A 26,020-nucleotide genomic window follows, 5' to 3' on the forward strand; every position below is an offset into this window, starting at 1 on the left:
GCATTTAGGTTGACTTATAGCCTGCGCTTTCGATGTAGTTGTTGCATTCATTTGGGGTGACGTCGTCGAGGGTGCGGGCGATAGCGTTGTGTACGGCCTGGATGCTTCGTTTGGCGGCACGTCGCATGCAGTGCTTGAGCTTGGCGAAGAGCTTCTCGATTGGATTGAAGATCTGGACTGTAGGGCGGCAGGAAGAAGAGCCGCGCTGCGGCGGCCCTGACGATGTCGCGGACGGCTTGGCCCTTGTGAGACCCGAGATTGTCGAGAATGACAATGTCGCCCGGCTTCAGTGTCTTGATGAGTTCGGTTTCGACATAGACACGGAAGGCCTGCGCATTGATGGGTCCGTCAATGACCCAAGGCGCCTCTACCCGATCATGCCGCAGCGCGGCGATGAAGGTCATCGTCTTCCAATGACCATATGGCGCGTGAGCCATCAGCCGCTTGCCGCGCACACCCCAGCCACGCAACGGCGCCATGTTGGTCTTGACCCACGTTTCATCCAGGAAGACCAGGCGCGTTGGGTCAATGCGGGTCTGATAGCGCATCCATTGCGCCCGCCGACGCATCAGCTTCGGCTTGAGCTGCTCAGCCGGCAGAACGGTTTTTTTTGAAGCTCTTGCCCTCGCGATGCAAGAAGCGACCGACGCTGGCGGGGTGGATGATGAGACCCCGGTCAGCCAGTGCGGCCGTCAATTCATGAAGCGTTATGTTGGCATCCCGCTCGACCTCGCTCAGGACGAAAGCACGATGCTCCCCGTCAATCAGATAGGGTCGATGACCGCCCATCTTGCCGGGTGCCGCACTGCCCAGCCGACGCTTGCGCGCCGCCCACTTGATCACGCTCGAAACTGCCACCTTCAGCGCCGCAGCCACCTCTCGGCTCGTCTCGCCTTCTTCAAGGCGAGCCAGTGCCCGTTCCCGCAAATCCATCGAATAAGGCTTGGCCATCTGTCCCGACCTCCAACGGTCAGAACATCGAATCTGATTTGCTCAATCTTGGGAATCCTGATTCAGACAAAACGCAAACCGCTCTAGAAGGCGTGCGGTTTTTGCAGAACGTCGAATTGCGGGTTGGTTTCGGAGAAGATCGGCAGCGCCGCGGCACCGAGAACCGAAGTGTCCTTGCCGGCGGCGCCGACAAGAACCCGCGGCATGGCGCGGGCGCTGGTCGAGCTGACCGAGAGGTACAAGGGGTCGAGCCGGCTCGCCAGAAGTCCGATGACGCCGACCGGCATGAACCCGCCGAGGACGACGGTTTCGGGATCGAGCGCGAGTTCGAGCATGTTGATGGCCTGGCGCAGCGGATCGATTGCCTGGGCGACCCATGCTTCCAGACTGTCGCCATTGGCAAGCAATGCTTCGAGCAATTCCGGCGAGGCATGGTCGGGGTCGGGGATTTCCAGGCACTCATAGGCGGCGCGCAACGAGACGTAGCGTTCGAGGCAGCCGCGTTTGCCGCAGCCGCATTCGAGGCCGCCGGGCTTGACGATCATGTGGCCGATCTCGCCGGCATTGTGGCGGCTGCCCTTGTAGAGATGGCCGTCAAGGAACAGGCCAGCGCCAAGGCCGGTGCCGATGAACAAATAAACGAAACTGCCGAGGTTGCGGGCAACGCCATAGAGCCGCTCGCCGATGGCGGCTGCGGTGGCGTCGTTCTCGACCGTCACCGGAATGCCCGTCAGTCGCTGCAGCTCTTCGGCGACGGGGAAATCCTGCCAACCGGGCAACGCGGTCGGCCCGACCGAGGTCATGCCCTCGACGTCGAACGGGCCTGGCATCGCCATGCCAATGCCCAGCAGGCGGCTGCGGTCGAAACGAAACTTGCGCATCAGGTCGCCGGCTATCGCGGCAAGCAAGGGCATCGCCTGCGCCGGCGTCGGCCGGTCGACCGGACGTTCGATGCGGGCGCGCACCGTGCCGGAGAGATCGGTGATGACGCCGACCGCCAGCTGATGGTCGAGCTGCAGGCCGATCGAATAGCCGCCGTCGGGATTGATCGAATAGGGGACCGCCGGCTGGCCGCGAGCGCCCTTCAGAGTGGCTTGCGCACGAAGCAGCTCTTCGCTCTCGAGTTCTTCGACGATGTTGGAGATGGTCTGCGTGCTCAGCGCCGTCAGGCGCGCGATCGCTGCCCGCGACAATGCGCCGTTGGTTCTGATCGCTTCGATCACCACGCGGCGATTGTGTGACTTGGCCTGTTCGAGATTGGTGCCAGCGATGGCTTTCCTGGGGGGCATGAGCACTTTACCAACGAAGAAAACAAATCAACTTGATTTAATTATACGCAATGGTAGCTACCGCTTCTAGCCGGTTTCGTGATGAGAGCGCTATCTTGCCACGCGCGGATCAGCATTATTTGATGCGATCAGCGTAACCGGCCGCCGCCGAGATCGGCGAGCAACGGCTTTGCATTCCATCCGCCACTTCCATATATCGCAAGGCATGAAAAAAATCGGTTTCCTGTCATTCGGGCACTGGACGCCCTCGTCGCAATCGCAGACGCGGTCGGCATCGGACGCGCTGCTGCAATCCATCGACCTCGCCGTCGCCGCCGAGCAACTGGGCGCGGACGGCGCCTATTTCCGGGTCCATCATTTTGCCCGCCAGCTCGCTTCGCCGTTCCCGCTGCTGGCGGCCGTCGGCGTGAAGACCAGCCGCATTGAGATCGGCACCGCGGTCATCGACATGCGCTACGAGAATCCGCTTTACATGGCCGAGGATGCGGGTGCTGCCGACATCATTGCCGGCGGGCGCCTGCAGCTTGGCATCAGCCGCGGCTCGCCGGAGCAGGTCATCGACGGCTGGCGCTACTTTGGCTACGCACCGCCGGAAGGCCAGAGCGACATCGACATGGCGCGGCATCACGCCGAGGTTTTCCTTGAGACGCTGCGCGGCGACGGGTTCGCCCAGCCCAATCCGCGGCCGATGTTCCCCAATCCGCCCGGCCTGCTGCGGCTCGAGCCGCATTCCGAAGGCCTGCGCGAGCGGATCTGGTGGGGTGCGGCCACCAACGCCACTTCGCAATGGGCAGCGAAGCTTGGCATGAACCTGCAGAGTTCGACGCTCAAATTCGACGAGAGCGGCAAGCCTTTCCACATCCAGCAGGCCGAGCAGATCCGCATCTACCGCGAAGCCTGGAAGGCGGCCGGTCACCAGCGTGAGCCGCGCGTCTCGGTCAGCCGCAGCATCTTCGCGCTGGTCGACGATCGCGACCGCGCCTATTTCGGGCGCGGCAACCAGAGCAGCGACCAGATCGGCTTCATCGAGGAGAACACCAGGGCGATCTTCGGGCGCAGCTACGCCGCCGAGCCGGACGTGCTCATCAAGGAATTGGCGCAGGACGAGGCGATCGCCGAGGCCGACACGCTGCTGCTCACCGTGCCCAACCAGCTCGGCGTCGACTACAACGCGCATGTCATCGAGGCGATCCTGACCCATGTCGCTCCGGCGCTGGGCTGGCGCTGACCCCGGATCGATCGAGGCGGATAGCTACAGGGAGGACAACATGCCGAAGAAAGCCTTGATTGCCTGGGGAGGCTGGCAGGGACATACGCCGGAGCAGAGCGCGAAGGTCGTGCGCGCCCTGCTTGAACGCAACGGATTTGACGTCACGCTCGGCGAGGGCACGGCGATGTTCGCCGATCCGGAGCTCAGCGCATTCGATCTCATCGTGCCGGTGATCACGATGTCGTCGATCGAAAAGGCCGAACTTCAAAACCTGGTTCTCGCGGTTCGCCAGGGCAGCGGGCTTGGCGGCTTTCATGGCACGATGTGCGACAGCTTCCGCAATGAAACCGACTACCAGTTCATGACCGGCGGCCAGTGGGTCGCGCATCCCGGCGACATCATCGACTACACGGTCGCCGTCACCAGACCGGACGATCCGATCACAAAGGGCATCGGCGATTTCGTCTATCGATCGGAGCAATATTACATGCATGTCGATCCGGCCAATGAGGTGCTGGCCACGACCACCTTCACCGACGCGCATTTCCCTGGGATAGGCGGCGTTGTCATGCCGGTGGTCTGGAAGCGTCGCTATGGGGCCGGAAAGGTCTTCTACAGCGCGCTGGGGCACAATGCCGACGAGTTCGCGGTTCCGGAAATGGCCTTGATTGTCGAGCGCGGCCTTGTCTGGGCCGCCCGCTAGAGCCGGATGATTTCAGGTTGAATCGACCTGAAATCTGAATCCGCCTCTAACTCAAAGAGATAGAGCATGATGTCGTCCGAAAACCGCTTCGCACTTTTCGGCATCATGCTCTAGGTTGGAGCCTGCGCGAAGGAGGACAGGGCGATGACGGTGTCGGTTAAAGACCTGCCCCTGCACACGCCGATCGATGGCCGGCACCGCAAGATGCTGATCGATGGCATCTGGTGCGACGCGCTCAGTGGCCGCAGCTTCGAGACGCGCAACCCCGCCACCGGCGCGGTGATTGGCACCGTGCCGCTCTCCGATTCCAGCGATATCGACCTCGCGGTGGCCGCCGCCCGGCGCGCCTTTGATGGACCGTGGAGCCGGTTCAAGCCCTATGAGCGCCAGGTGTTGCTGCTCAGGATCGCCGACCTGATGGAGCGCCATTGGGAGGAGATCGCGCTTTCCGACACCACGGATATGGGCATGCCGATCGTGCGCACGCTCGCCAACAAGAACCGGGTGCTCGGCATGCTGCGCTTCTATGCCGGCATGGCGACATCGATCCATGGCCACACGATCGGCAATTCGCTGCCGGGCGACATCGTCTCCTACACACGCAAGGAGCCGGTCGGCGTGGTCGGCGCCATCATTCCCTGGAATGCGCCGACAGCCGCTTCGATCTGGAAGATCGGCCCGGCGCTGGCGGCCGGCTGCACCATCGTGCTGAAGCCTTCCGAGGAAGCGCCACTGACGCCGCTGTTGATCGGCGCGCTGATGATGGAAGCCGGCGTGCCGGCGGGCGTCGTCAACGTCGTCACCGGCACCGGAGCCGAGGTCGGTGCGCCGCTCGCCGCCCATATGGACGTGGACAAGATTGTGTTCACCGGCTCGACGGCGACCGGCCAGAGCATCCTGCGCGCCTCGGCCGGCAACATGAAGCGTGTTTCGCTGGAACTCGGCGGCAAGTCGCCGGTCATCGTCTGCGCCGACGCCGATCTCGAGCGCGCCGTGCCGATAGCGGCAATGTCGGTGTTCGCCAATTCCGGCCAGATCTGCATCGCCGGCTCGCGGCTGTTCGTCGAACGGCCGATCCATGACGAATTCGTCGCGCGGGTCTCGGCCTATGCGGCAAAACTCAGGATCGGCGACGGCGCCGACCCTGAAACCGAGATCGGGCCGCTGATTTCGCCCAGGCAACTCGAACGCGTCACCGGCTTCATCGAGGACGGCACCAGGCAAGGCGCAAGGCTGGTCACCGGCGGCAACCGCATCACCGAAGGCCCGCTCGGCGCGGGCAATTTCATCGCGCCCTGTGTGTTCTCAGGTGTGACCGACGACATGCGTATCGCGCGAGAAGAGATCTTCGGCCCGGTCATCTCGGCGCTGCCGTTCGACACGCTGGACGAGGTGGTGCGGCGCGGCAACGACACGCCCTATGGGCTGGGCGCAGGCGTCTTCACCCGCGACGTCGGCAAGGCGCATCAACTGGCAAACCGCCTGCGCGCCGGCTCCGTCTGGGTCAACACCTATCACGCGATCGACCCGGCAGTGCCCTTCGGCGGCTACAAGATGAGCGGGTATGGACGCGAGGGCGGGGCCGAGCATATCGAGGAATATCTCAACACCAAGGGTGTCTGGATCAGGACCGACTAAACGACCGTTTGGAAGCGCGGCTCCCGGGGTCATCTGGCGGCGTCTTCTGCGCGGGCGAATGCAGCGTCTGCTAGCCTGTGATGGCTGGAAAACGGGTCTCCGCCGCAGTACGGTTCGACTAAGGGTTGATGGGTGACAAATGGATCAAGAGCGTACAGTATTTCTGATTGGTGCTGGTGCACGGGACGATGAGCGAGCAGTGTTTTCTCTGCACGACACCGGCACCATTTGCATCCTTAAGTGCAGTTATCGAGGGAAATTGATAAAGGCCGAGGAAGAAGACTTTTTCGAAGCTATTTTCCAAATACGCCAGGGACTCGAAGTCGATGGTTTGCTGCCTTTTTGTTACGGGGCGAGCTTGAATGTCTATCCCGAAAACACCGTCATGGAGATGGATTGACAGCCTGCAAGGTTAAGATAGGGCAGTTCCCTCGAAAGGCTGATCTGGTCGACATATTCGACGAGGGCGTCGACGTGGCTCCTGTCTTTGTTGGTCTGCAACACCAGTTTTGGGAGGAATGGTTGGCCTCGCTACCTTCTTGAAGGCCGGGCCGATTTCTGCCGCAAGGCTCACCCGATGCCGCCGGTGACCGCATAGGCGCCGGCGGTGCGCCCATCTTCCAGCCGCACCACCGCTGTCACGATCGAGCCGTACGAGCCGCGCCAGACGCTGTGGAAGCGCTGATGCTCGGCGGCCGGGACAAGCGCGCTTCCGCTGAAGCGCATGCCGCTTCGCTGCAGCGCGACGGCCTCGCCGTTGACGTGCACCTTGACGCTCGCCGCTTCGGTTGCGTCGCCGGGCAGGTCGAGCGTGATGTCGATCTCATGCTGATCGCCAGAAGCCCGCGTCTCGGCGGCAAGCGCGATGGCGAGCGGCGGCGCCTCATCGCCGGCCTGGGTGGGGCGGCCTGGAAAGACATCGTCGGCCAGTTCGGGCGTGCGTGGCGGGCGGCTGCGGCGCCGGGTGGAGTGTTCGAAGTCGCCGGCGATGCGCAGCAGCCTTTCGTCATCGTAAGCCTTGCCGGCGAAAGTGAGGCCGACCGGCATGCCGATGTCGGCCATGGTTCCCATCGGCACGGTGACAGTCGGGATACCGAAATGGCGCCACACAAGATTGCCATTGGCGACCCAGGTGCCGTTGCGCCAGGCAAGGGCTGCCGAGGCTTCGTTGATATCGGCGTCGGCCGGCCCGACATCGGCGGCGGCGGGCAGCACCACGGCGTCGAGGCGCTGCGCGTCCAGCCAGTCCTCGAAATCGATCCGCCGTGTCGCTTCCAGCCCCTTCAGGCCGTCCTCCAGTGTCGGAATCTTCGCGACTGGCGTGATGCCGGCTCGCGCCCGATCGACATAGTCCGAGAGGTCGAAGCCGCCCTCATAGCGGTCGGGCAGCGCGCCCGGAGGCTGCGGAAAGATCGTTGGGCCATCGACCGAGACGAGATCGGGCAGCGCCGGGTCGGCATTGGCGCGCAGGAAATCGTCCCAGCCCCAGATGCAGAGGTCCCAGATCTCGCGCTCGGCGAAGTCCTGCGGCACCAGCCCGCGCTCGACCATGCCGCGCGCGCCGGGGCGGTCGCGCTCATAGTTGGAGACTACGGGAAAATCGACCTCGACCACCTCGGCGCCAAGCCGCTTGAGATCCGTCGCCGCCTGCTCCCACAAGGCAAGCACCGAGGCGCGGGTTTCGATCGGCTGATCCGCCCCGCTGTCGCGGCCGATATACATTTTGGGCACGCCGAGGCGCATGCCCTTGAGCGACCCCGCCAGCGTGAGGTCGGTGTAGCGCGGCGGCCGCACGTCGGCGCTTTTCGGCAGCTTGGCCCAAGGCTGGGCGCGCCAGAAATCGCCTCTCGTCTGAGGGTCGTCGGCGACGATCACGTCGAGCAGTTCGAGCATGTCGGGCACGCTGCGCGTATGCGGCACCACGACATCCATGGTCGGCACCAGCGGCCAGTTGCCGCGCACCGAAATGACGCCGCGCGACGGCGTGTAGGCGACCAGCGCGTTGTTGGTGGCAGGCGCGCGGCCGGATGACCAGGTCTCTTCACCAAGTCCGAAGGCACAGAAGCTGGCTGATGTCGCCGTGCCCGAGCCGTTGGATGAGCCCGAGGCGAAGGCAGCGGTCAGGAAGTCGGCATTGTAGGGGCTTTCGGCGCGGCCATAGACGCCCCGCTGCATGCCGCCATTGGCCATTGGCGGCATATTGGTGAGGCCGATCAGCACCGCGCCGCCGGCGCGCAGCCGGGCGATGGTGAAGGCATCCTCATTGGCGACGAGATGCTCGAAGGCCGGCGAGCCGGCGGCGACCGTCAGGCCTGATACCTTGTAGCTGTCCTTGGCGGTGTAGGGGATGCCGTCGAGCGGTCCGAGCGTGGCACCGTTGCGGCGGCGCTGGTCGGAGGCGGCGGCCTCCTCGAACATCGCAGGATTGAGCACCGGGACGGCATTGAGGCTGATGCCGTGGCGGTCGAAATGCGCGATGCGCCTGAGATATGCCCCGACCAGTTCGACGCTGGTGACAGTGCCGTCATCGAGCGCGCGGCGCAATTGTTCGATCGTCGCTTCGACTAGATAAAGGCTGGCATTTGTCATCATTGGTCCCAAGCTGTCGCTAAAATCCACGCCATGGATGAGCGAGGCCGCCGGCTTCGGCAAGGGCCAATCGCGATTGGCTGCAGTCTTCGGCATTTGGCATTCCTGCGGCAGCGCGTCCGGCTGGGCTTACGAAACCGCGCTCTTGGAACTTTTGTCCGGCTGGCGATTTTGGATGTATGGTGTTGTTCCGAATGGCCAGGAGGGTGTTGCCGATGACCACGAAGTGCGTTGCGATCTTGGCTCTCGCTTTCACCATGGGCTCAAGCATGTGCGCCCCCGCGTTCGCCGGCGACCGGCATCACCACCGTCAGACCCAATCAGAACGCTACGTTCCCGCCGATGATGATCTCATCAACTTCCTGTTCGGCGGCCCGCGTTACTATGATCAACAGTTGTTCACGACGGCTGCCGGGGCATGCTCCTACCATCGCGTCGGGCCCGACGCGAATGCGTTGAACAAGATCAACGATCACCATTGCGGGAAGTAGGCCGCTCAGCGCCCGCCGCGCTCCTTCATCCGCCCTACGATCTGGGCCATCAGCGTCAGGTCGCGGCGTGAATCGGCAAGGTCGGTCAGCGGCCTGGTGCCTTCGCTGTTGTGGCGATGGAAAATCTGCAGCGGTCGGCGATCATGATCGCTTTGGGGGCAGGGTGGCCACCTCGGTTAAGGGCTAAAGCTCCTGGCTCTTCAAAAACAATCTCGACCAGCGATCACTGCGCTGACGTGCGTGCCTTCGCGGCTGGCTGACTCTTTTCCCGAACCTCAAACGTCATAGCTTCAGTCAAGCAATGGAGCAGGATCAATGAACCTCAGGGAAAAAACGGTCGTGGTCACGGGTGGAAGCCGTGGACTTGGCCTCGGACTGGTCGAGGCGCTGGTCGAACATGGCGCCAGGGTGACGGTCGTCGCCCGTGGCGCCGAGGCGCTGGAAGCGGTCAGTGCGCGGCTCGGGGTCGCCACCATCTGCGCCGACGTCACGGACGAAGACTCTGCTTACCGCATCCTTGGCGAGGTTCGCCCTGATATCCTGGCACTGAATGCCGGCGCGACGCCTCGTATGGGCCGGCTGGATCAGTTGAAGTGGGAGGATTTCTCCATAGCCTGGGAAACCGACGTCAAGGCGGGACTCTACTGGCTGCAGGCCGCGCTCAACCTGCCGCTGAAGCCCGGCAGCCGCGTCCTGGTGGGATCGAGCGGCGCGGCCGTTACCGGATCGCAGATGTCGGGCGGCTATGGCGGCTCCAAACGCATGCTTTGGTTCATGACCAAATACGCCAATGGCGTCTCGCAGGAGAAGGACCTCGGAATCCGCTTCCAGGCGATCGTGCCGCGGCAGATGATCCTCGGCACCGGGATCGGGGACGCTGCCGCCAATGCCTATGCGGGCTCCATGGGCATTACGCCGGAACAATTCGTGGCCCGCTTCGGCGCGCCGATGCCGCCACGGGCGTTCGGCGATAGAGTTGTCTCCGTGCTGGAGGACCCGCAATATGCCGAGGGCGTCGTTTTCGGCCTCAACGGCGACGCCGGAGTCACCGTCATGGAGGGCGCGACGCCTTGAGCGATAGAGGGCCTGCCGTGGATCGCGACCGCCAGGAGGGGCTTCTTGCCCTCGCTGTCGCGTTGCGCCCCGAGCTGCATCGCTATTGCTCGCGCCTGATGGGATCGGTCATCGACGGCGAGGACGTGGTGCAGGACACGTTTGCCCGGGCCTTCGTTGCCCTGGACGAGTTGTGCGACGTGCCGCAACTGCGACCCTGGCTGTTCCGGATCGCTCACAATCGTGCGCTCGACCTGCTGCGCAGTCGGACAATCCGCGCGGCGGAGCCCATCGAGGCGGCCCTTGAAGTGGTCGACGAAGCCAAAGCCGACCCGGTGGAGATGCTGATGCGCAGGCAAGCCGTCCAAACCGCGGTGTCGCGCTTTGCGGAACTGCCGATCCCCCAGTGCAGCGTCATCATCCTGAAGGATGTGCTCGACGAGCCGCTGGCCGAGATCGCCAGCCTGCTGGACATCACGGTCGATGCCGTGAAGGGGCATCTGGCGCGTGGTCGTGCCCGGCTTCGGGAAATCAACGCCCACGCCACCCCGCTGCCCGATGCGCGCATCGCGTCCGCTGCCGTGGTCCGCTACGTCACCCTGTTCAACCAGCGTGACTGGGACGGCTTGCGCGCGCTGCTTGCCGACGACGTGAAGCTTCATCAGTCCCTGCATCCGCCGCGCTCGGGTGCCGCGGATGTCGGCATGTTCTTCACGATCTATGCCAAGGGCGACGTTCGGGTCACGCCGGCCTGGCTCGAGGGCCGCGAGGTGATCGCGGTGTTCGAACACCGGAGCCACCCGAAGCCCGACTATTTCATGTGGCTGGAGTGGCGGGAAGGGCGGATCAACTTCATTCGCGACTATCGCTATGTCCGCTATGTTGCCGACGATGCGGAGCTGGTGCTGGTGAAGGACGCGATCGGTCGCGGCACCGGATGATGCGGAGTTTTGACGCGGGCGACCTGGGGGGTGTCCTTTGTCAATACATCAGGACGCCATTTCGCCCTAACGCTGTTCGATCAGCGTCCGCGCCGCATCTTTCCCCGCCGCGAGGATGCGATCCGACAACTCCGTCCCTTCGACGGCACGGGCCAGTTGCAGCGCGCCGATGAGCGTTGCAAAGACACCCAGCGCCACGCCTTCCGGGTCCTTGGCCCGCGGAAGTGCTTCAGCCAACTGGCGCACCAAAGTCAGCAGGTGGTCGGTATAGACTTCGCGCGTTTCAGGTGGCTGACGCGTGAGTTCCGGCAGCAGCGCGGCGGACGCGCAGCCTTTTTCCGGATTGTCCCGGTGCTCGGCTGACAGATATACCTCTATGCCCATCTCCGGGCCACCGGAGGCCAGTGCTTCCGCCAGTTGCCGCGACTGCATCTCCATAGCCGCCGCCACGCTTTCGCGGACAAGCTGCGCCTTTGATTGAAAGTGCGGATAGAAGGCGCCGTTCGTCAGCCCGGCGTCGCTCATGATGGTTGCCAGTCCGGACGCAGCTATGCCGTCGCTTCGAAAACGGTCGGCGGCGACCTCCATGATCCGGCCGCGTGACGCGTCCTTTCGGCCCTTCTCGTACCGCATGGCTGCGATTCCTTTCTGCTATTGCATTATGGTCGTAATTTGATATTATGAGTGTAATTCAACTGGGGCGAAAAAGCTAGCCCCCATGAGTTTGGAGCACGAAATGAATATGAATTCCGGAAAAACCGCTGTCGTGACCGGAGCCTCCTCGGGCATCGGCCGCGCCAGCGCCGTGGCCCTGGCCCGGGCAGGGTTTACTGTCTTCGGGACAAGCCGGCGCACGGTCGGCGACGGCCCGGACGGGGTGACCATGCTGGCTTGCGACGTGACCGACGGTGAGGCCGTCGCCGCACTGGTCTCGACGGTGCTCTCGCGGACTGGCCGGATCGATCTGCTGGTCAACAATGCCGGCGTCGGCCTGCTTGGAGGCGCCGAGGAATCCTCGGTCGCACAGGTGCAGACCCTGTTCGACGTCAATCTGTTCGGCGTCATCCGCATGATCAACGCGGTGTTGCCGTCGATGCGGCGGCGCGGCGAAGGGCGCATCATCAACATCGGCTCGATTCTGGGATTGGTACCCGCGCCATACTCAGCTCATTACTCGGCGGTCAAGCACGCACTCGAGGGCTATTCGGAATCACTCGATCACGAGATTCGTGCCTTCAATGTCCGCGTCTCGGTCATCGAGCCGGCATTCGTGCGTACCGTCTTCGACCAGAACGGCATCGAGCCGGATTCGCTGTTGAAGGAATACGATCGGGCTCGGGCCGGGTTCAAGGCGCTGCTGAGCGATGTGATGCCCAAGGCCGATCGGCCGGAAGTGGTCGCGGATGTGGTCGTCAAGGCCGCGACCGACGCCCGCCCGCGACGGCGCTACACCGCCGGCAAGGCTGCGAGGCAGGTCAGCATGCTGCGCCGCTTTGCCCCCGCGGAAATGTTCGACAGGAGCTTGCGCAAGCAGTTCCGCCTGCCGGCCTGAACAACAGCGAGGCCAGAGATTTCACGCATTTACGATACCCCAAAATCACTATCAGAAAGTCACTGCCATGAAGGCATTCGTCGTCGACAAATATAACAAGAAGGGCATTCTGCGGCTGGCCGAGATGCCGGAGCCGGACCTCCAGGACAACGATGTCCTGGTCGAAATCCATGCCGCTGGGGTGAACCTCCTGGATTCCAAGGTCAGGACCGGGGAGTTCAAGCTCATCCTGCCCTATCGCCGGCCGTTCATCCTGGGCCACGACGTGGCCGGGACGGTTGTGCGCGTGGGATCGAAAGTCCGCAAATTCAAACCCGGCGACGATGTCTATGCGCGGCCGCGCGATGGCCGGATCGGGACATTCGCCGAGTTCATCGCCATGGACGAAGCCGACGTGGCGCTGAAGCCCAAAAACCTCAGCATGGAAGAGGCGGCCTCGATCCCCCTGGTCGGCCTGACCGCCTGGCAGGTGCTTGTCGAACGGGCAGGTCTGAGGAAGGGACAGAAGGTCTTCATCCAGGCCGGCTCCGGCGGCGTCGGGACATTCGCCATCCAGCTGGCAAAGCATCTCGGTGCGACCGTCGCCACAACAGCTGGTGCGGCCGATCTGGTCAGGGGGCTCGGCGCCGATGTCGTCGTCGACTACAGGAAGGACGATTTCGAGAAAGTCCTGTCGGGCTACGACGTCGTCTTGAACAGCCAGGACGCCAAGACGCTTGAAAAATCCCTGAACGTACTGAAACCGGGCGGCAAGCTGATCTCCATCTCCGGCCCACCGGATCCCGAATTTGCCAGGGAAAAAGGACTGAACCTCATGCTGAGGTTGATACTGCGCCTGTTGAGTCGCGGCATTCGGACCAAAGCCAGGCGCCGTGGCGTGCATTTCTCCTTCCTTTTCATGTGGGCGCAGGGTGATCAGCTGAGCAAGATCACCTCCCTCATCGAATCCGGAACAATCCGCCCGGTTGTCGATCGGGTCTTTCCCTTCGAAGCGACCAATGAGGCCCTGGCTTACGTCGAAAGCGGACGCGCCAAGGGCAAGGTGGTGATCAAGGTGAGATAGCACGTCGAGCCGTCCCGACGGATGGACCGCTCGATCAGATGTCAGGATCGTCGAGAATGCGAGAGATCGTGCTGCGCCCCAGCGCACTCATGGCGGGGTTGGTGCGACGGTAATACCAGACGAGACCCATTGCCTGCTGGAATGCCCAAGCAGCACCACGCTTCCACCAGAGGTTCTCAACTTGAAGGCCGCTCCGAAAGATCGCCCTTCGCTCGCGGTCCAGAAGATGCCACGCGACTACCAAATCCAGCGACGGGTCGGCTGGTCCGAAACTGCCGCCATCAAGCACTCCGACCAGACGCTCGCCCTGCACGAGAAGGTTTGGCGGGATAAGATCCTTATGACTCATCACGACAGGCACAGCGGACGGCAACTCCCGGAAGCGAGCCCACAAATCGCGCAGTCGAGCCACATCAAGAAGGCTCTCGCTGTTTTGAAAGCAAACATTCATCCACTCGTCATGATCGGAGAGATGTCCACCACGTCCTTGCCCGTCGAAGCGTCGGCCCCGTGTGTCCGCTTGGCGCAACGATGCCACGAGGTGTGCAAGGTCCAGGGCGAACGTCGTCGATCCACTTAGCCCCTGCGGCGTGGCAACCTCGCCTTCGAGCCAGGTTTGTAATGCCCATGGCATTGGATAGTGAGGACCTGGCTCGCCGAGCCCAATCGGTTGAGGCGTCGGAAATAGGCAATGCTCTCCAATCTCGACCATAGCAGCGGCCTCCGACCGAAGCATATCGGCGCATTCGGTCGGATTCATCGCCCGCAGTGGGAACCGCGCAGCGCTCTTCGAGCCAACGCGGAAGATGGCATTGACGGTTCCCGACGATCCAACCGAGGTGATGTCCTCACGACGATACTGGGGAAACTGATCGCGGATCATCTGGCGGGCGATACCGATGTCGATATCCACCTGATCGTCATGCATCATGAGTCCTGCCTAGTTCGAGAAGCGCTGCGTAATCGGGCCGAACAGCAGGCGCGATGTCGACAGAAAAGCCTCGCTGTCGGCGGGCCCGTCTTGTCGCGGATTGTGGCGCGGAGCCATGCCGCGATGCAATGGCGAATGGGGAGAGATGGCCGACAGACGCGCCGATGTGGCCGCCGCCGCCAAGATCAATGGTCGGCTATTTGATCTAATTTCTTTGCAAGACGTTAATGCGGCCATGCTGTTAATCAGCGTCTGCTAATGAAACATTCGAACCCAGGGCAAGCAATGACCAAGAATCTCGGCAATGCACGCCACACGCCGGCGAAAGCCCAGCAAGTCTCCGCTCTTGGCAAGGTCGCGCCGGCGCTGTTTCCGCTGGTCGTGGCGGCGCTGGGCTACATGATCGGCAGGCAGTTCTTCGGCATCTAGCTCTTTTGTTCCAGCAGGTTTGGCGGGGGCATGGCTTGCCGGCGCCAGACCGAACACGGCCGGCACAGGGGCCAGCACGATGCCGCGTGACGTGGTTGTCGATCGGGCCGCCATTTGCGCTGCAGCCGCCTGCTGCCAGGCGTCAACGTCAGACGTGGACGTCGCCGAAGGAAAGTTCGCCGTCGTCGCCGGCCACGAAAAAGACGATAGCCAGCAACCAGGCATAGAATGCCGCCACGACGACGACGATCATCACACCGGGAATGGGGCCAAGGGCGGCGCTTTCGACGGCCTCGCGAAGCGAACCGACAAACCCGGTCCTGAGGCCCGCGGTCTGAAGGCTGGGGGTCGATATCTTGACCACCCAGGCCAGCAGCAGGATCAGGAACAGGTAGATGTAATTTCGCCGCAGGCGGCGCGCCAACGCAGCACGCTGCGACAGCAGGAACTTCGGCGCGCGCAGGCCTTCGCCGACGATGAGCAGCCAATCCGAGGCAAAGTCGGGTTGCGGGGAGAATATCTGCGCGAAATAGTGGCGTTCGAACTGGCGCACGCGAGCCCGGTAGAAGTCGAAGAACCGATAGCGTCGCGCCTCGATCCACAGCAGAAGCATGATCAGCAGCATGGCGAACAGCAGCACGCCGTGATGCGCACTGGCCGTGGACAGCGATACCGAAAGCAGTGCGGCCACCACCGTGATCGCCCAGTTCGTCGTCCTGTCCAGCCGATCGCGCCAGCCCGCCATGCGCGCGATCTCGGCGCGGTGAAAATGCGACAGCGTGTTCACACGCTCCGTCGATGAAAGGACGGAACCCACTGACTTTGCCGACGCGTCGTTCATGACATCCTCCGGCAAAGACTAGAACTGTTTGCCGGCAACATTGTTCCCTGTCGCACGTCGCCGCGAACAGGCGCATGGTCATCGGGCAATCCGGCAGGCGCCCCTGGGACCCAAGGCATATCCAGTATGAGTGCTTCGCCGGTGCGTCAGGCACGCTTTGCATTCAACGATCACATTGCATTACCAGGTCTTGACGTCACAGCCGCCAACCCCAAATCGACCATGCCGGCGCCGGACGGGGCCGGTGCAGGCGCGGGCGCCGGCTTGATGGCCGGCGCCCGCGCTGATCGGTGGCCTTGTGACCATCGACCTCGGGCATCACGCGCCGGAGAAGATGAAGCCGCGCGAGAGCCGCGACCGGACGAGGGCGTTCCCAAATGTGGAGCGGATCGGACCAGAAGCAACAGCAAGCGCAAAACGGGGCCGGCGGCGATGCCTGCGCCCGACGGCGCATTGTCCTCGATCATGATCGCCAGAGCAGACAAACGAACCAGAAACAGAATTAAGAAGGGAGCAAGTGCAATGACTATTCGTGATCTCATGCCGTGGAGCCGCGACACCAACCAGGCTCCGACCCTGTTTCGCGAAGGCGACTGGGACCCGTTCATGGGTCTGCATCGCGAGATGAACCGTCTGGTCGACGACATGTTCCGGGGCTTCGATTCTCGGCTTCCGTCCTTGGGCAGGTTCTCTTCGGCAGGTGGCTGGCCCAGCGTGGAAATCTCCGAAACGGACAAGGAGATCCGTGTGACGGCCGAGATACCCGGCATGGAAGAGAAGGACATCGAGGTGTTGCTCGATGATGGCGTCCTGACGTTGCGCGGCGAAAAACGCGCCGAAGCCGAGGACAGGGAACGTCAGTTCTCCGAGCGGTTCTACGGCCGCTTCGAACGTCGCATCCCGCTCGGTTTCGAAGTCGCAGAAGATAAGGTCGCGGCCGATTTCCGCAACGGTGTGCTGTCCGTCACCTTGCCGAAGACGGAGAAGGCGCAGAGCAAGGCAAAGCGCATCCCCATTGGTGGCAAGAGCACCAAGCACTAGGACCCGCCGGGCGGGCGTCTCGCGCACGCCCGGCATCGACCGCCGGATTTCGCGCCGGTTCACGATCCCCTTGAGAATCTCCCAGCCTTCGGCAACATGGCGGCGAGGCAGGGAGCGTCAGGATGAACAAGGCCATTCCCTCTGCATCGCGGCGCAAATCGGCGCCGCGCAAGACGCCGATGGCGCTGACCGAGGCGCTGGTCGCGCGCACGTTGCGCGTGGTCGAGGATGCCGGGCCGACACCGGGCATGATCTATATGACCGACGCCGACTATGCGCGTTTCCGTGACGAGATGCTGGCTACAGCTCCTGCCGGACCGCTGAAGCTGTTCGCCTATGGCTCGCTGCTGTGGAAGCCGGTTGGCGAGGTGAGGGGCGGCGAGCGGGCGGTGGCGACCGGCTGGCATCGCTCGTTCTGCTTCACCGTGCAGCGCTTCAGGGGCACCATCGAGCAGCCCGGCCTGATGATGGCGCTCGATCGTGGCGGCCAATGCCAGGGCATGGTGTTCGAGATCGCCGAGCCGATTGCCGCCAATCTCGAAGCGCTGCTGCGCCGCGAAATGACCATCCTGCCGGCCGTCAACGTGCCGCGCTGGCTGCAGGTCAGGACCGACGGCGGCGTTTCCCGCGCGCTCGGTTTCGTCGTCGATCCGGTCAATCCGCGCTACGCCGGCAAACTCGACAAGCATGCGATCGCGGCGACGCTGGCCAGGGCCGTCGGCCACTGGGGGTCGGGTGCCGAATATTTGTTCGAGACCATCCGCCACCTCGACGCCTGCGGCATCCGCGACCGCAATCTGTGGCAGTTGCAGGAACTGGTGGCCGAGGAGATCGGCAGCGCCGACGCCGTCTGACGCCGCGACGGCCAGTCATTTTCTGAGCCGCAAATAATATTCAACCAAACGGTTGACAATTAAAAGCCGCATATGCATATTCAACCACATGGTTGAGTTACTCACATACGAGATGGATCAGGTCTTTCACGCCCTTGGCGATGCGACGCGCCGGCAGATGCTGCGCGAACTCGCCGGCGGCGGGCGCACGGTGAGCCAGCTGGCCGAACCGTTCGCGATGTCGCTTGCCGCGGCTTCCAAGCACATCAAGGTACTGGAAAATGCCGGCCTGATCCGCCGCGAGGTGCTTGGGCGCACGCATATTTGCCACCTCGAGCCCGGGCCGCTGGCCAGCGCGCATGAGTGGCTTGGATCCTACTCGCGCTTCTGGACCGGCCGGCTCGACATACTGGAACGGCTGTTGCGCGAGGACGACGCGCGCAAACCCGCCACGCAAAAGAAGGGAGATGACAAATGAACGACCGCCCTGTCTTGAACGCCTATGGTGTTGTGACCGAGCCCGCCACCTTGACGATCGAGCGGCTGCTGCCCGGCCCTGTCGAGCGGATCTGGTCCTACATCACCGACAGCGATCTGCGCCGCCTGTGGCTGGCGGCCGGCGCGATGCAGATGCAGGCCGGCTCGCCCTTCGAGTTCGTCTGGCGCAACGACGAACTGACCGACCCCGCTGGCGAGCGGCCGGCCGGATTTCCCGCCGAGCACCGCATGGAGGGCCACATCACCGAGGTCGACCCGCCGCACCGGCTCACCATCACCTGGGGCAGCACCGGCGGCGTCACCTTCGAACTGACCCCGCAGGGCAAGGATGTGCGGCTCACGATCATCCACCGCCGCCTGGGCGACCGCTCGCTGATGCTCAACATCGCTCCCGGTTGGCACATGCACCTCGACATTCTCGCTGCCCGCTTGCGAGGCGAGCGGCCCGAACCGTTCTGGGACGGCTGGGCGAGACTGAGACAGGACTACGACCGGCGCCTGCCGGCCTGAACAGGAGAAACGCGAAACCCGTGGAAAGGAGACGATAGCGCCGGACACTTCGAGACTTGCATGACCGATGACTGACAAGCGGGCGATTGCCCGCATGACGACCGCTGCCTGCAGCGGCATTTCCGAACATTTCCCGAAATTTTTGAACCGCTGGCCCGCGGGCCGCACAACCGCGCCTTGAGCGCCAAGGAGAATGCTATGCGCAGATTGATCGCCGCCATGAAGATTTCCGTCGACGGCAAGGCGGAGGGACCGACCGGCATCGCCGATTGGGTGCATGCCTGGTCGGAGGATTATGGGCTGATGGAGCAGGTCGATGCCTGTGTGCTCGGCGGCCGCATGTATCGGGGCTACGAGGAGTACTGGACGGCAATCCAGAACGCGCCCGACAAGCCGCTGCCGATGACCGGCAAGCCCGCCGCGCGGGAGGAGCTGCCCTGGGCACGCTTCGCCGCCAAGACACCGTACTACGTGCTGTCGAACACGTTGAATTCAGCCGACTGGCCGATGACAAAGTTCCTCAGGTCCAACGACGATGTCGCAGCGCTGAAGCGCCAGCCCGGCAAGGATATCTACCTGATGGGCGGATCGACCATCGTCGACAGCCTGACAGAGGCCGGGCTGGTCGACGAATACCGTTTCGTCCTCTATCCGCTGATTGCCGGCGAGGGCAAGGCGCTGTTTTCGACAACCGCGCAGCGCCGTGACCTGGAGCTCACCAAGGTCGAGCAGATGCCGGGCGGGCGGCTGAGCCTGGTCTACAAGATCGGCTGAGCTCAGAGCCTGTTTGGAAACTCTACTCTGGCGGCCATCTGAAGGCGTCTTCTGCGCTTCCCCGTTCTACTGCGTCGCAGTAGAACTGTGCTCACGGACCAAAAGTCCGCTCCGCTCCGGTTCTCGAAGACACCATCATATGACTCGCCAGAGCGAATTTCGAAACAGGCTCTCTTACCCGTCCCTGAGCCATACCAGCATTTCGCCGGGCTCGCGGTTGTCCCAGGCGAAGTAGGGAATGGCGGTCAGGCGCGTCTTGGTGGTGGCCGGCGGCTCGGGCCTGTAGAGGCCGCCCCGCCAGCCGTCGCCGGCGTCGGCTTGCCCGGTGGCTGACAGCGTCACCACACCGCCGAGAAGCTCCGGTCGCTGCCGCGCTTCGATGTTTGCCGTCCTCGGCAGCGTCAGGCGATGCAACTGGCCGTCATTGTCGGTCGCCTCGACGCAGTAGATCAGCGGACCGCGCGACAGCGCGACACGGCCGGCATCCTGCCGCACCTGCGGGTTGGCGTAGAGCCGCTCGATCGGCATTTCGAGGTCGAGCTGGACGCGGTCACCCTTTTGCCATGTGCGCCGGATCGCGGCGTAGCCGTCGCTGGTGACATTCGCCAGCTTAACCGGCTCGCCATTGACCTTGAGCGCAGCGCCGGTGCTCCAGGCCGGGATGCGCAGGTGCAGCGTGAACTCGACCGGCGCCTGCGGCTCGATCGTGATCTCGACAGCGCCGTCCCAGGGATAGCGGCTCGCCTGCGTCAGGCTCACGGGTGTGCCTGAGATGTCGAAACGCGCGGTCGAGTCGCCATAAAGATGCACGGCCAGCGCGTCGTCGGCCAGGCTGTAGAAATAGCTGCCGATCGAGGCGACCATGCGCCCGACATTGGGCGGACAGCACGGGCAGCGGTGCCATTTCCATCTGTTGTGCCGGCCCCGGCTTTCGAGCGGGTTCTCATAGAAGAACAGCGAGCCGTCGAGCGACAGGCCCGAGATCGAGCCATTGTAGAGGGCGCGCTCCATCATGTCGGCGTAGCGGGCGTTCGGCCCCATGCCGAGCATGCGGCTGGCCCAGAACACCAGCCCGACCGCGGCACAGGTCTCGGCATAGGCGGTCTCGTTGGGCAGGTCGTAGTCGCTGGTAAAGCCCTCATTGTGTGCCGACGGCCCCAGTCCGCCGGTGATGTAGAGGCTTTTGGTGGTGAGATCGTCCCACAGCCGGTCGAGCGCTGCCCGCAGCGTGTCGTCGCCATATTCGGTGGCGATGTCTGCCATGCCCGAATAGAGATACATTGCCCGCACCGCATGGCCGACGACCTTGTCCTGCTCGCGCACCGGCCTGTGCGACTGGCTGTATTCATACGTCTTGAAATGATAGGCCTTCGGGTCGGCGCCACGGGCGCGTGCCTCCTCGTCGAAATAATGCGGCTGCTGGCCGCGCTGGTCGATGAAGTATTTCGCCAGCTCCATGTATTTCTTTTCGCCGGTCACCCGCGCCAGCTTGACCAGCGCCAGCTCAATCTCCTCATGGCCGCAATAGCCTTTCTTCTTGCCGGGCTCCGGCCCCAGCACCGAAGCGATGTGGTCGGCATAACGGCACATGATGTCGAGCAGCTTGCGTTTTCCCGTCGCCTGGTAGTAGGCGACCGCGCCTTCGATCAGGTGGCCGGCGCAATAGAGCTCATGGCAATCGCGCAGATTGGTCCAGCGCTTGCCGGGCTGGATGCGCTGGTACCAGCTCGAGAGATAGCCGTCCTCCTGCTGCAGCCTGCCATACATGTCGATGACGGCATCGATCTTCTTCTCCAGTTCGGGGTTCTTGCGCCGGTAGAGCGAATAGGCCGCGGTCTCGATGGTCTTGCCGAGATCGGAATCCCAGAACATCTGCGTGGTCACCGTCGAGCCGGTGAATTCGGCGCCCGGGCGTTCGGCTTCGTCGGGAGAGGGCGAGTGGAACGGGATGACGACGCCGGGCGAGGGCCGGTCCGGATCGATCTGCTCCAGCATGCGGGCCTCGACGCAGCGGTCGTAGAGGATGTCGGCGGTGCGCGCGGCGACCGCGTCGGCGCGGTCGCCCCAGAAGCCGTGCACGTCGACCTGCGGCACCGGCAGCGGGCGGAAGGCGAGGTTCGGCTTGCCCGTCTTGTCCGCACGAGCGGCTTGGGCGGATGGCGATGCGGTCATGAACTTACTCCATTCGGTCGAATTATTTGACGGCCCCGGCCATCAGGCCGCGGATGTAGAAACGCTGCAGAACCAGGAACAGGATGAGGCACGGCACCATCATCACGGTGACGCCCGCCTGCACCGCGCCCCAGTCGATGGCGCCGAAGCGGCCCGACTGCAGCGCCGTCATCATCACCGGCAGCGTGAACTTGGACTGGTCGGTCATCAGCACGAGCGCGGCGAGGAACTCGTTCCAGGCGCCGAGAAAGGCAAACAGCGCGATGGTGACGACGCCCGGCCAGACCAGCGGCAGCATCACCTTGAGAAGCATGGTAGCGTTGCCGGCGCCGTCCATGCGGGCCGCTTCCTCGATCTCGCGCGGCACCGCGTCGAAGGCGTTGCGCATCATGAAGATCGAGAACGGCAGTTGCAGCGTCACATAGACGCCGACCAGGCCGGTCAGCGTGTTGTGCAGGCCAAGCCTGGTCAGCACCAGGAAGATCGGCGTCAGGATCGACTGGAACGGGATCATGATCGTCGACAGGATAAGGATGAAGAACAGGTCCTTGAACGGAAAGCGAAAGCGCGAAAAGCCGTAGCCGGCCAGCACGCTGACGGCGACCGACAGCACCACGGTCATCACCGAGACATAGATGCTGTTTTGCGCCGAGACCCAGAGCCCGTCGCCGAAGCTGTCGAGCGTGGCATAGTTCTCCAGCGAGATGCCCGTCGTCGGCCAGGGCGGCAGCGGCGGCAGGCGTGCTTCCTGCGCCGGCTTGAAGGCCGACAGCACCGCCCAGACGATCGGCGCCGCAAACAGCACGGAGGCGATGATGCCGGTCGAGTGCTCGGCGATGCGGGCGGCGAGCCGGCGGTTGCGGGAGGCGGCCTGCGCCATCAGTCGAGCCCCTCCGGCTTGCGCAGCAGCCACAGCTGGACGAGGCTGAGCGCCACCAGGATCACCAGCAGCACCATGGACAGGGCGGCGCCATAGCCGAGCTTGAACGACACGAAGGACTGGTTGAAGATCCAGTAGACTGCCGTCAGCGTCTGGTTGCGCGGGCCGCCGCGCAGGATGATGTAGAACTGGTCGAAGGCGAGGATCGAGCCGGCGACCGACAGGATCAGCGCCAGTGCCAAAGTGCGGCGCATCAGCGGCAGGGGTGATCGCCCTGAACCTGGCGAACGGCCCGGCACCGTCGATGACCGCCGCCTCCTGCAGGTCCTGCGGGATCGACTGCAGGCCGGCCATCAGGATGATCATGGTGAAGCCGGCGACCTTCCAGACGACCATGGCGATGATCGACCAGAAGGCCGGCTGGAAGGTGGCCAGGAGGTTGAACTTCCTGTCGATCAGGCCGAGGTCGTAGGCGGCCGGGCTGAACAGGCCGGAATCGACATTCAGCAGCCATGACCAGAGCAGGCTCGCCGACGCAAAGCCGACAACCGCCGGCATGAAGAACATGGTGCGGTAAAGGTTGGTCAGCGGCCGCGGGCGTTCGACGAACAGCGCCAGCGGAAACGCCACCGCGAAGATCGCGATGGTGACGACCAGTGTGTACCAGCCGGTGAAGCGCAGCGCGTTCCAGAACCTGGTGTCGCGCAGGATGGCGACATAGTTGCCGAGGCCGATATAGCTGTGCTCGCCCATCAGCGGCCAGTTGTGGAGCGACATCCACGCCGTCATGCCAAGCGGGATGAGGAAGAAGGACGACGACCAGCGCCACGGCCGGCGCGACATAGAGCAGGCCGATCCACTGCCGGCGGCCGGCGCCGACCAGCTTTCGGGCCCGTGGCGGGGCGGTGGTTGCTGCTGTGATGGAGGTCATGGCTGTTCTTCCGTTGCATGCGGCGCGCCGTCCTACCTCCCCCTTGTGGGGAGGTAGGACCGCAGGTCCGGGTGGGGGGCTGGCGCTGACCCCACCCCGCTGCTTCGCAGCGACCCTCCCCACAAGGGGGAGGGTAAGGAGCACGCCGGCCACCCGCCCAGGGAGACAGGCGGGCGGCCGGCAGGCGTCCGCTACTTCTGCGGCGCCTGGTCGATGATCGACTGCATGGTCTCCTGCGCGTTGGCAATGGCGCCATCGACATCGTCGCCGAAGAAGACCTCGTTGATCATCTGCGTCCACGGGCCGTTGGCGGAGTTGATCAGGTCGTTGAACACCACCGAATAGGGCGTGCGGCCCTTGGCCATGGCCTCGGCGGCGATCTGGTAGCGCGGATCGAGATCCTTCAGCGCCTCCTTGGCAATGTCGCCGCGCACCGGCAGGCTGCCGTACTTCGCCAGGATGGTCTGGCCCTCGAGCGAATAGGCGAAATCGAGGAACTCCTTCACCACGGGCAGTTTCGTGGTGCCCTTGGTGACGACGAAATTGTCGCCGCCGGCGAAGGACGACCAGCCGCTATCCTTGCCCGGCAAGAAGGTGACGCCATAGTCGACATTGGGATACTGCGTGTTGAGGGCGCCGATGGCGAAGGCGCCGGATGGCGAGATGCCGATATTGCCGCCGGCGAAGGCGGCAAAGAAGTTGGCGCCGGTGTCGGTCTGCGCGCCTGCCGGCACCAGGTCCTTCTTGACCATCGACCGGTAGAGATCGATGGCACCGCGCAGTTGCGGACTGTCGAGTGTCGCCTTCGAGCCGTCCTCGCTCAGGATGTCGCCGCCCGACGCCCAGATCAGCGGCGTGAAGGTGAAGATGTTGCAGCCGCCGCAATTGCCGGAGAAGTAGAAGCCCTTGATGTTGCCACCGAGCGCGTTGACCTTTTCTGCGTCGGCCGCGATCTCGGCCCAGTTGGCCGGGCCTTTTTCAGGGTCGAGGCCGGCCTGCTTGAACAGCTTCTTGTTCCAGATCAGCACCGAGGCGTCGGCGGAGAAGGGCAGGCCGTAGATGTGGTCCTTGTAGGTGCCGGTCTTCACATGCGCCGGCGACAGGCTGGCGAAATAGGGCAGGGACTTGGCCCAGTCGGTGATGTCCTCCAGCTGGCCGGCGGCGGCGAAGGACGGCGTGTAGATCAGGTCGAGCGACAGCGCGTCGGGCGCCGTGCCGCCGGCCGCCGCCGCGCCATATTTCGGGATGATCTCGGCATTGGGGATGATGTCCAGCTTGATCTGGTTGGTGTGCGCCTTGTTGTAGGCATCGACGATCCTCGGCATGAAATTCGAGCCGTCGGCGCGCACCCAGATGTTGGCCGTCTCGGCGGACGCGGCACTGATGCCGCCACCCAGAACGGCAGCGGCCAGGGCCAGTTTGGCAATCAGGTTCCTCATGTTCTCCTCCTCCAGGTTTGGCCGCGGTCCGCGGCTTGGCGCCGATCGCGCGGCGCTTGGTTTTCAGCCATCCAGCGGATGGCCGCATGACTGCCGCACCACCAGCCGGCACGGCAGTTTTCGAATGCCCGGCGCGGCGGGCTGGCCGCCGACCAGCGAAAGCAGGGTCAGCCCCGCCTCGCGCCCGAGTGCGACCAGGTTCATGTCGACCGAGGTCAGCGGCGGGCGCGTCGCCTCGGCCACGATCTCCCAATTGTCGAAACCGATGACGCCGACATCGCCGGGGACGCCGAGGCCGCGCTCGCGCAAGGCATCGATGACGCCGCGCGCGATCTGGTCGTTGCCGCAGAAGACGCCGTCCGGCCTTTCAGTCTTGCTGTCGAACAGTTGCGCCACCGCCTCGTGGCCCCAGGCTTCCGACCAGGATCCGAGCAGCGGCTCGGTGACTGGCAAGCCGTTTTCGCTCAGCACGTCGCGATAGGCCTGCGCCCGCGCATGCACCACGGCGAAGCTCGCTGGCCCCGTTACATGCGCGATGCGCTTGCGGCCGAGCCGGCACAGATGCTCGACCGCCAGCCGCGCGCCGCCGGCATCGTCCGAGACGAAAGCGATGGCGTCGGGATCGGGCTGGGTGAAGGCATAGATCACCGGGACGCGCAGATTGCCGAGGTCGACCGGCAGATGGCGGTCGATGCGCTTGCCGGTGGCGATGATGCCGTCGACGCGCTTGTCGAGCATGGCATCGACATGCAACTGGCCAAGGCGCGGATCCTCCTCGACATTGCACAGGAAACACCGAGACGCCATTGTCGACCAGCGCGTCCGAAATGCCCGACATCAGCGGCAGCGAGAAGCGGCCATAGGTATCGTTGGTGAGCAGGCCGACGGTGAAGCTGCGCCGCCTGAGCAGGCTCTGCGCCAGGCTGTTGGGCCGGAAGCCAAGACGCCGGGCCGTCTCGCGAATGCGCTCGCGCGTCTCGGCGGTCATGCGCCCCTGATCGTTGAGCGCCTTCGAGGCGGTGGCGACGCTGACGCCGGCCTGCGCGGCCACGTCACGCAAGGTGACCGGCTTGGGCAAAGACCTGGAGAGGCTGATCGTCCGATGCCATCGCGTCGAGGAACCCTTAGCTGGGAAAAGGTTTTCTCTTACAGTCCGGAGAAATGGTCGGCCTCGCGGCCAAACCCGGTCAAAACTGTTTGGAAAAACCTTTTCTCAAATCAAGGCTAGGCTACATCCGAGGCCTATTCAAGGGAAAAATTG

At 63.8% G+C, this 26,020-nt stretch carries 23 protein-coding genes and 3 pseudogenes; 15 read left to right on the plus strand and 11 right to left on the minus strand.

The annotated features are described in order from the left end of the window. Window positions 1–4: 4 nt before the first annotated feature. Both ACFSQT_RS39610 and ACFSQT_RS39615 read right to left on the minus strand, forming a co-directional pair. Window positions 5–951: pseudogene (locus ACFSQT_RS39610) on the minus strand (IS630 family transposase). Window positions 952–1,034: 83 nt separating this feature from the next. Beyond that, window positions 1,035–2,240, minus strand: coding sequence for an ROK family protein (locus ACFSQT_RS39615; RefSeq protein WP_379027494.1), 1,206 nt, complete (start codon window positions 2,238–2,240; stop codon window positions 1,035–1,037). Window positions 2,241–2,445: 205 nt separating this feature from the next. On the opposite strand from ACFSQT_RS39615, the gene ACFSQT_RS39620 reads away from it, so the two are divergent. The 4 genes from ACFSQT_RS39620 to ACFSQT_RS39635 all read left to right on the plus strand — a co-directional run bounded on the left by ACFSQT_RS39620 (window position 2,446) and on the right by ACFSQT_RS39635 (window position 6,191). Then, a complete protein-coding gene (locus ACFSQT_RS39620) occupies window positions 2,446–3,468 on the plus strand; it encodes an LLM class flavin-dependent oxidoreductase (protein ID WP_379027496.1) in 1,023 nt (340 codons plus the stop codon). A gap of 40 nt (window positions 3,469–3,508) precedes the next feature. Then, window positions 3,509–4,153, plus strand: a complete 645-nt coding sequence (locus tag ACFSQT_RS39625; RefSeq protein ID WP_379027498.1) for a ThuA domain-containing protein — start codon at window positions 3,509–3,511, stop codon at window positions 4,151–4,153. Window positions 4,154–4,297: 144 nt separating this feature from the next. Further along, complete coding sequence (locus ACFSQT_RS39630) at window positions 4,298–5,791, plus strand: aldehyde dehydrogenase family protein (RefSeq protein ID WP_379027500.1); 1,494 nt, start codon at window positions 4,298–4,300, stop codon at window positions 5,789–5,791. 139 nt (window positions 5,792–5,930) lie between these two features. Beyond that, the gene (locus tag ACFSQT_RS39635; RefSeq protein ID WP_379027502.1) at window positions 5,931–6,191 is read left to right on the plus strand and encodes a hypothetical protein; all 261 of its coding nucleotides are present in this window, start codon (window positions 5,931–5,933) and stop codon (window positions 6,189–6,191) included. Between the two features lie 170 nt (window positions 6,192–6,361). Here the strand turns inward: ACFSQT_RS39635 and ACFSQT_RS39640 are convergent, their stop codons facing one another. Continuing rightward, window positions 6,362–8,380 (minus strand): amidase, encoded by a 2,019-nt coding sequence (locus tag ACFSQT_RS39640; RefSeq protein ID WP_379027547.1) that lies wholly within the window; start codon window positions 8,378–8,380, stop codon window positions 6,362–6,364. A 215-nt stretch (window positions 8,381–8,595) separates the two neighbouring features. Between ACFSQT_RS39640 and ACFSQT_RS39645 the strand changes: the two genes are divergently transcribed. The 3 genes from ACFSQT_RS39645 to ACFSQT_RS39655 all read left to right on the plus strand — a co-directional run bounded on the left by ACFSQT_RS39645 (window position 8,596) and on the right by ACFSQT_RS39655 (window position 10,865). Continuing rightward, window positions 8,596–8,871, plus strand: coding sequence for a hypothetical protein (locus ACFSQT_RS39645; RefSeq protein WP_379027504.1), 276 nt, complete (start codon window positions 8,596–8,598; stop codon window positions 8,869–8,871). Between the two features lie 315 nt (window positions 8,872–9,186). Further along, window positions 9,187–9,945 (plus strand): SDR family oxidoreductase, encoded by a 759-nt coding sequence (locus tag ACFSQT_RS39650; protein WP_379027505.1) that lies wholly within the window; start codon window positions 9,187–9,189, stop codon window positions 9,943–9,945. Continuing rightward, window positions 9,942–10,865 (plus strand): sigma-70 family RNA polymerase sigma factor, encoded by a 924-nt coding sequence (locus ACFSQT_RS39655; RefSeq protein WP_379027507.1) that lies wholly within the window; start codon window positions 9,942–9,944, stop codon window positions 10,863–10,865. The genes ACFSQT_RS39650 and ACFSQT_RS39655 overlap by 4 nt, the downstream gene beginning before the upstream one ends. 66 nt (window positions 10,866–10,931) lie before the next feature. On the opposite strand, the gene ACFSQT_RS39660 is transcribed toward ACFSQT_RS39655, so the two are convergent. Then, a complete protein-coding gene (locus ACFSQT_RS39660; protein WP_379027509.1) occupies window positions 10,932–11,498 on the minus strand; it encodes a TetR/AcrR family transcriptional regulator in 567 nt (188 codons plus the stop codon). Window positions 11,499–11,601: 103 nt separating this feature from the next. Here ACFSQT_RS39660 and ACFSQT_RS39665 point away from each other — a divergent pair, with 103 nt between their 5' ends. Continuing rightward, window positions 11,602–12,417 (plus strand): oxidoreductase, encoded by an 816-nt coding sequence (locus tag ACFSQT_RS39665; RefSeq protein WP_379027511.1) that lies wholly within the window; start codon window positions 11,602–11,604, stop codon window positions 12,415–12,417. Window positions 12,418–12,484: 67 nt separating this feature from the next. Further along, window positions 12,485–13,480 carry an NADP-dependent oxidoreductase gene (locus tag ACFSQT_RS39670; RefSeq protein WP_379027513.1) on the plus strand — a complete coding sequence of 332 codons (996 nt, stop codon included), beginning with the start codon at window positions 12,485–12,487 and terminating at the stop codon, window positions 13,478–13,480. A gap of 34 nt (window positions 13,481–13,514) precedes the next feature. Here ACFSQT_RS39670 and ACFSQT_RS39675 read toward each other — a convergent pair whose 3' ends face one another. After that, window positions 13,515–14,411 (minus strand): aminoglycoside phosphotransferase family protein, encoded by an 897-nt coding sequence (locus ACFSQT_RS39675; RefSeq protein WP_379027515.1) that lies wholly within the window; start codon window positions 14,409–14,411, stop codon window positions 13,515–13,517. A gap of 285 nt (window positions 14,412–14,696) precedes the next feature. Here ACFSQT_RS39675 and ACFSQT_RS39680 point away from each other — a divergent pair, with 285 nt between their 5' ends. Continuing rightward, window positions 14,697–14,840, plus strand: coding sequence for a hypothetical protein (locus tag ACFSQT_RS39680; RefSeq protein ID WP_379027517.1), 144 nt, complete (start codon window positions 14,697–14,699; stop codon window positions 14,838–14,840). A gap of 148 nt (window positions 14,841–14,988) precedes the next feature. On the opposite strand, the gene ACFSQT_RS39685 is transcribed toward ACFSQT_RS39680, so the two are convergent. Then, window positions 14,989–15,681, minus strand: coding sequence for a DUF2270 domain-containing protein (locus tag ACFSQT_RS39685; protein ID WP_379027519.1), 693 nt, complete (start codon window positions 15,679–15,681; stop codon window positions 14,989–14,991). A gap of 522 nt (window positions 15,682–16,203) precedes the next feature. Here ACFSQT_RS39685 and ACFSQT_RS39690 point away from each other — a divergent pair. The 5 genes from ACFSQT_RS39690 to ACFSQT_RS39710 all read left to right on the plus strand — a co-directional run bounded on the left by ACFSQT_RS39690 (window position 16,204) and on the right by ACFSQT_RS39710 (window position 19,337). Further along, the gene (locus ACFSQT_RS39690) at window positions 16,204–16,722 is read left to right on the plus strand and encodes an Hsp20/alpha crystallin family protein (protein ID WP_379027549.1); all 519 of its coding nucleotides are present in this window, start codon (window positions 16,204–16,206) and stop codon (window positions 16,720–16,722) included. Between the two features lie 122 nt (window positions 16,723–16,844). Further along, entirely contained in the window at window positions 16,845–17,576 is a 732-nt protein-coding gene (locus ACFSQT_RS39695) for a gamma-glutamylcyclotransferase (protein WP_379027521.1), read from the plus strand. 88 nt (window positions 17,577–17,664) lie between these two features. Beyond that, window positions 17,665–18,033, plus strand: a complete 369-nt coding sequence (locus tag ACFSQT_RS39700) for an ArsR/SmtB family transcription factor (RefSeq protein ID WP_379027523.1) — start codon at window positions 17,665–17,667, stop codon at window positions 18,031–18,033. Further along, window positions 18,030–18,563, plus strand: coding sequence for an SRPBCC family protein (locus ACFSQT_RS39705; RefSeq protein ID WP_379027525.1), 534 nt, complete (start codon window positions 18,030–18,032; stop codon window positions 18,561–18,563). The genes ACFSQT_RS39700 and ACFSQT_RS39705 overlap by 4 nt, the downstream gene beginning before the upstream one ends. A 198-nt stretch (window positions 18,564–18,761) precedes the next feature. Beyond that, window positions 18,762–19,337 carry a dihydrofolate reductase family protein gene (locus ACFSQT_RS39710; RefSeq protein ID WP_379027527.1) on the plus strand — a complete coding sequence of 192 codons (576 nt, stop codon included), beginning with the start codon at window positions 18,762–18,764 and terminating at the stop codon, window positions 19,335–19,337. A 174-nt stretch (window positions 19,338–19,511) separates the two neighbouring features. On the opposite strand, the gene ACFSQT_RS39715 is transcribed toward ACFSQT_RS39710, so the two are convergent. From ACFSQT_RS39715 to ACFSQT_RS39735, 5 genes and pseudogenes are all read right to left on the minus strand, one after another. Beyond that, window positions 19,512–21,509 (minus strand): glycoside hydrolase family 127 protein, encoded by a 1,998-nt coding sequence (locus ACFSQT_RS39715; protein WP_379027529.1) that lies wholly within the window; start codon window positions 21,507–21,509, stop codon window positions 19,512–19,514. 22 nt (window positions 21,510–21,531) lie between these two features. Next, complete coding sequence (locus ACFSQT_RS39720) at window positions 21,532–22,389, minus strand: carbohydrate ABC transporter permease (RefSeq protein ID WP_379027530.1); 858 nt, start codon at window positions 22,387–22,389, stop codon at window positions 21,532–21,534. After that, window positions 22,389–23,320: pseudogene (locus tag ACFSQT_RS39725) on the minus strand (carbohydrate ABC transporter permease). The gene ACFSQT_RS39720 and the pseudogene ACFSQT_RS39725 overlap by 1 nt, the downstream one beginning before the upstream one ends. A gap of 191 nt (window positions 23,321–23,511) precedes the next feature. Then, the gene (locus ACFSQT_RS39730; RefSeq protein WP_379027532.1) at window positions 23,512–24,759 is read right to left on the minus strand and encodes an ABC transporter substrate-binding protein; all 1,248 of its coding nucleotides are present in this window, start codon (window positions 24,757–24,759) and stop codon (window positions 23,512–23,514) included. Window positions 24,760–24,822: 63 nt separating this feature from the next. Continuing rightward, window positions 24,823–25,868 (minus strand): annotated as a pseudogene (locus ACFSQT_RS39735) (LacI family DNA-binding transcriptional regulator). Window positions 25,869–26,020 lie beyond the last annotated feature (152 nt).

Origin of the sequence: Mesorhizobium calcicola (assembly GCF_042682105.1) — a bacterium.
Taxonomy (GTDB): Bacteria; Pseudomonadota; Alphaproteobacteria; order Rhizobiales; family Rhizobiaceae; genus Mesorhizobium; species Mesorhizobium calcicola.

What these genes read in the sequence shown, in the direction of transcription:
- ACFSQT_RS39615 (WP_379027494.1), bottom strand. Translation starts at nt 2,240, where the DNA reads ATGCCCCCCAGGAAAGCCATCGCTGGCACCAATCTCGAACAGGCCAAG.
- ACFSQT_RS39620 (WP_379027496.1), top strand. Translation starts at nt 2,446, where the DNA reads ATGAAAAAAATCGGTTTCCTGTCATTCGGGCACTGGACGCCCTCGTCG.
- ACFSQT_RS39625 (WP_379027498.1), top strand. Translation starts at nt 3,509, where the DNA reads ATGCCGAAGAAAGCCTTGATTGCCTGGGGAGGCTGGCAGGGACATACG.
- ACFSQT_RS39630 (WP_379027500.1), top strand. Translation starts at nt 4,298, where the DNA reads ATGACGGTGTCGGTTAAAGACCTGCCCCTGCACACGCCGATCGATGGC.
- ACFSQT_RS39635 (WP_379027502.1), top strand. Translation starts at nt 5,931, where the DNA reads ATGGATCAAGAGCGTACAGTATTTCTGATTGGTGCTGGTGCACGGGAC.
- ACFSQT_RS39640 (WP_379027547.1), bottom strand. Translation starts at nt 8,380, where the DNA reads ATGACAAATGCCAGCCTTTATCTAGTCGAAGCGACGATCGAACAATTG.
- ACFSQT_RS39645 (WP_379027504.1), top strand. Translation starts at nt 8,596, where the DNA reads ATGACCACGAAGTGCGTTGCGATCTTGGCTCTCGCTTTCACCATGGGC.
- ACFSQT_RS39650 (WP_379027505.1), top strand. Translation starts at nt 9,187, where the DNA reads ATGAACCTCAGGGAAAAAACGGTCGTGGTCACGGGTGGAAGCCGTGGA.
- ACFSQT_RS39660 (WP_379027509.1), bottom strand. Translation starts at nt 11,498, where the DNA reads ATGCGGTACGAGAAGGGCCGAAAGGACGCGTCACGCGGCCGGATCATG.
- ACFSQT_RS39665 (WP_379027511.1), top strand. Translation starts at nt 11,602, where the DNA reads ATGAATATGAATTCCGGAAAAACCGCTGTCGTGACCGGAGCCTCCTCG.
- ACFSQT_RS39670 (WP_379027513.1), top strand. Translation starts at nt 12,485, where the DNA reads ATGAAGGCATTCGTCGTCGACAAATATAACAAGAAGGGCATTCTGCGG.
- ACFSQT_RS39675 (WP_379027515.1), bottom strand. Translation starts at nt 14,411, where the DNA reads ATGATGCATGACGATCAGGTGGATATCGACATCGGTATCGCCCGCCAG.
- ACFSQT_RS39680 (WP_379027517.1), top strand. Translation starts at nt 14,697, where the DNA reads ATGACCAAGAATCTCGGCAATGCACGCCACACGCCGGCGAAAGCCCAG.
- ACFSQT_RS39685 (WP_379027519.1), bottom strand. Translation starts at nt 15,681, where the DNA reads ATGAACGACGCGTCGGCAAAGTCAGTGGGTTCCGTCCTTTCATCGACG.
- ACFSQT_RS39690 (WP_379027549.1), top strand. Translation starts at nt 16,204, where the DNA reads ATGACTATTCGTGATCTCATGCCGTGGAGCCGCGACACCAACCAGGCT.
- ACFSQT_RS39695 (WP_379027521.1), top strand. Translation starts at nt 16,845, where the DNA reads ATGAACAAGGCCATTCCCTCTGCATCGCGGCGCAAATCGGCGCCGCGC.
- ACFSQT_RS39700 (WP_379027523.1), top strand. Translation starts at nt 17,665, where the DNA reads ATGGTTGAGTTACTCACATACGAGATGGATCAGGTCTTTCACGCCCTT.
- ACFSQT_RS39705 (WP_379027525.1), top strand. Translation starts at nt 18,030, where the DNA reads ATGAACGACCGCCCTGTCTTGAACGCCTATGGTGTTGTGACCGAGCCC.
- ACFSQT_RS39710 (WP_379027527.1), top strand. Translation starts at nt 18,762, where the DNA reads ATGCGCAGATTGATCGCCGCCATGAAGATTTCCGTCGACGGCAAGGCG.
- ACFSQT_RS39715 (WP_379027529.1), bottom strand. Translation starts at nt 21,509, where the DNA reads ATGACCGCATCGCCATCCGCCCAAGCCGCTCGTGCGGACAAGACGGGC.
- ACFSQT_RS39720 (WP_379027530.1), bottom strand. Translation starts at nt 22,389, where the DNA reads ATGGCGCAGGCCGCCTCCCGCAACCGCCGGCTCGCCGCCCGCATCGCC.
- ACFSQT_RS39730 (WP_379027532.1), bottom strand. Translation starts at nt 24,759, where the DNA reads ATGAGGAACCTGATTGCCAAACTGGCCCTGGCCGCTGCCGTTCTGGGT.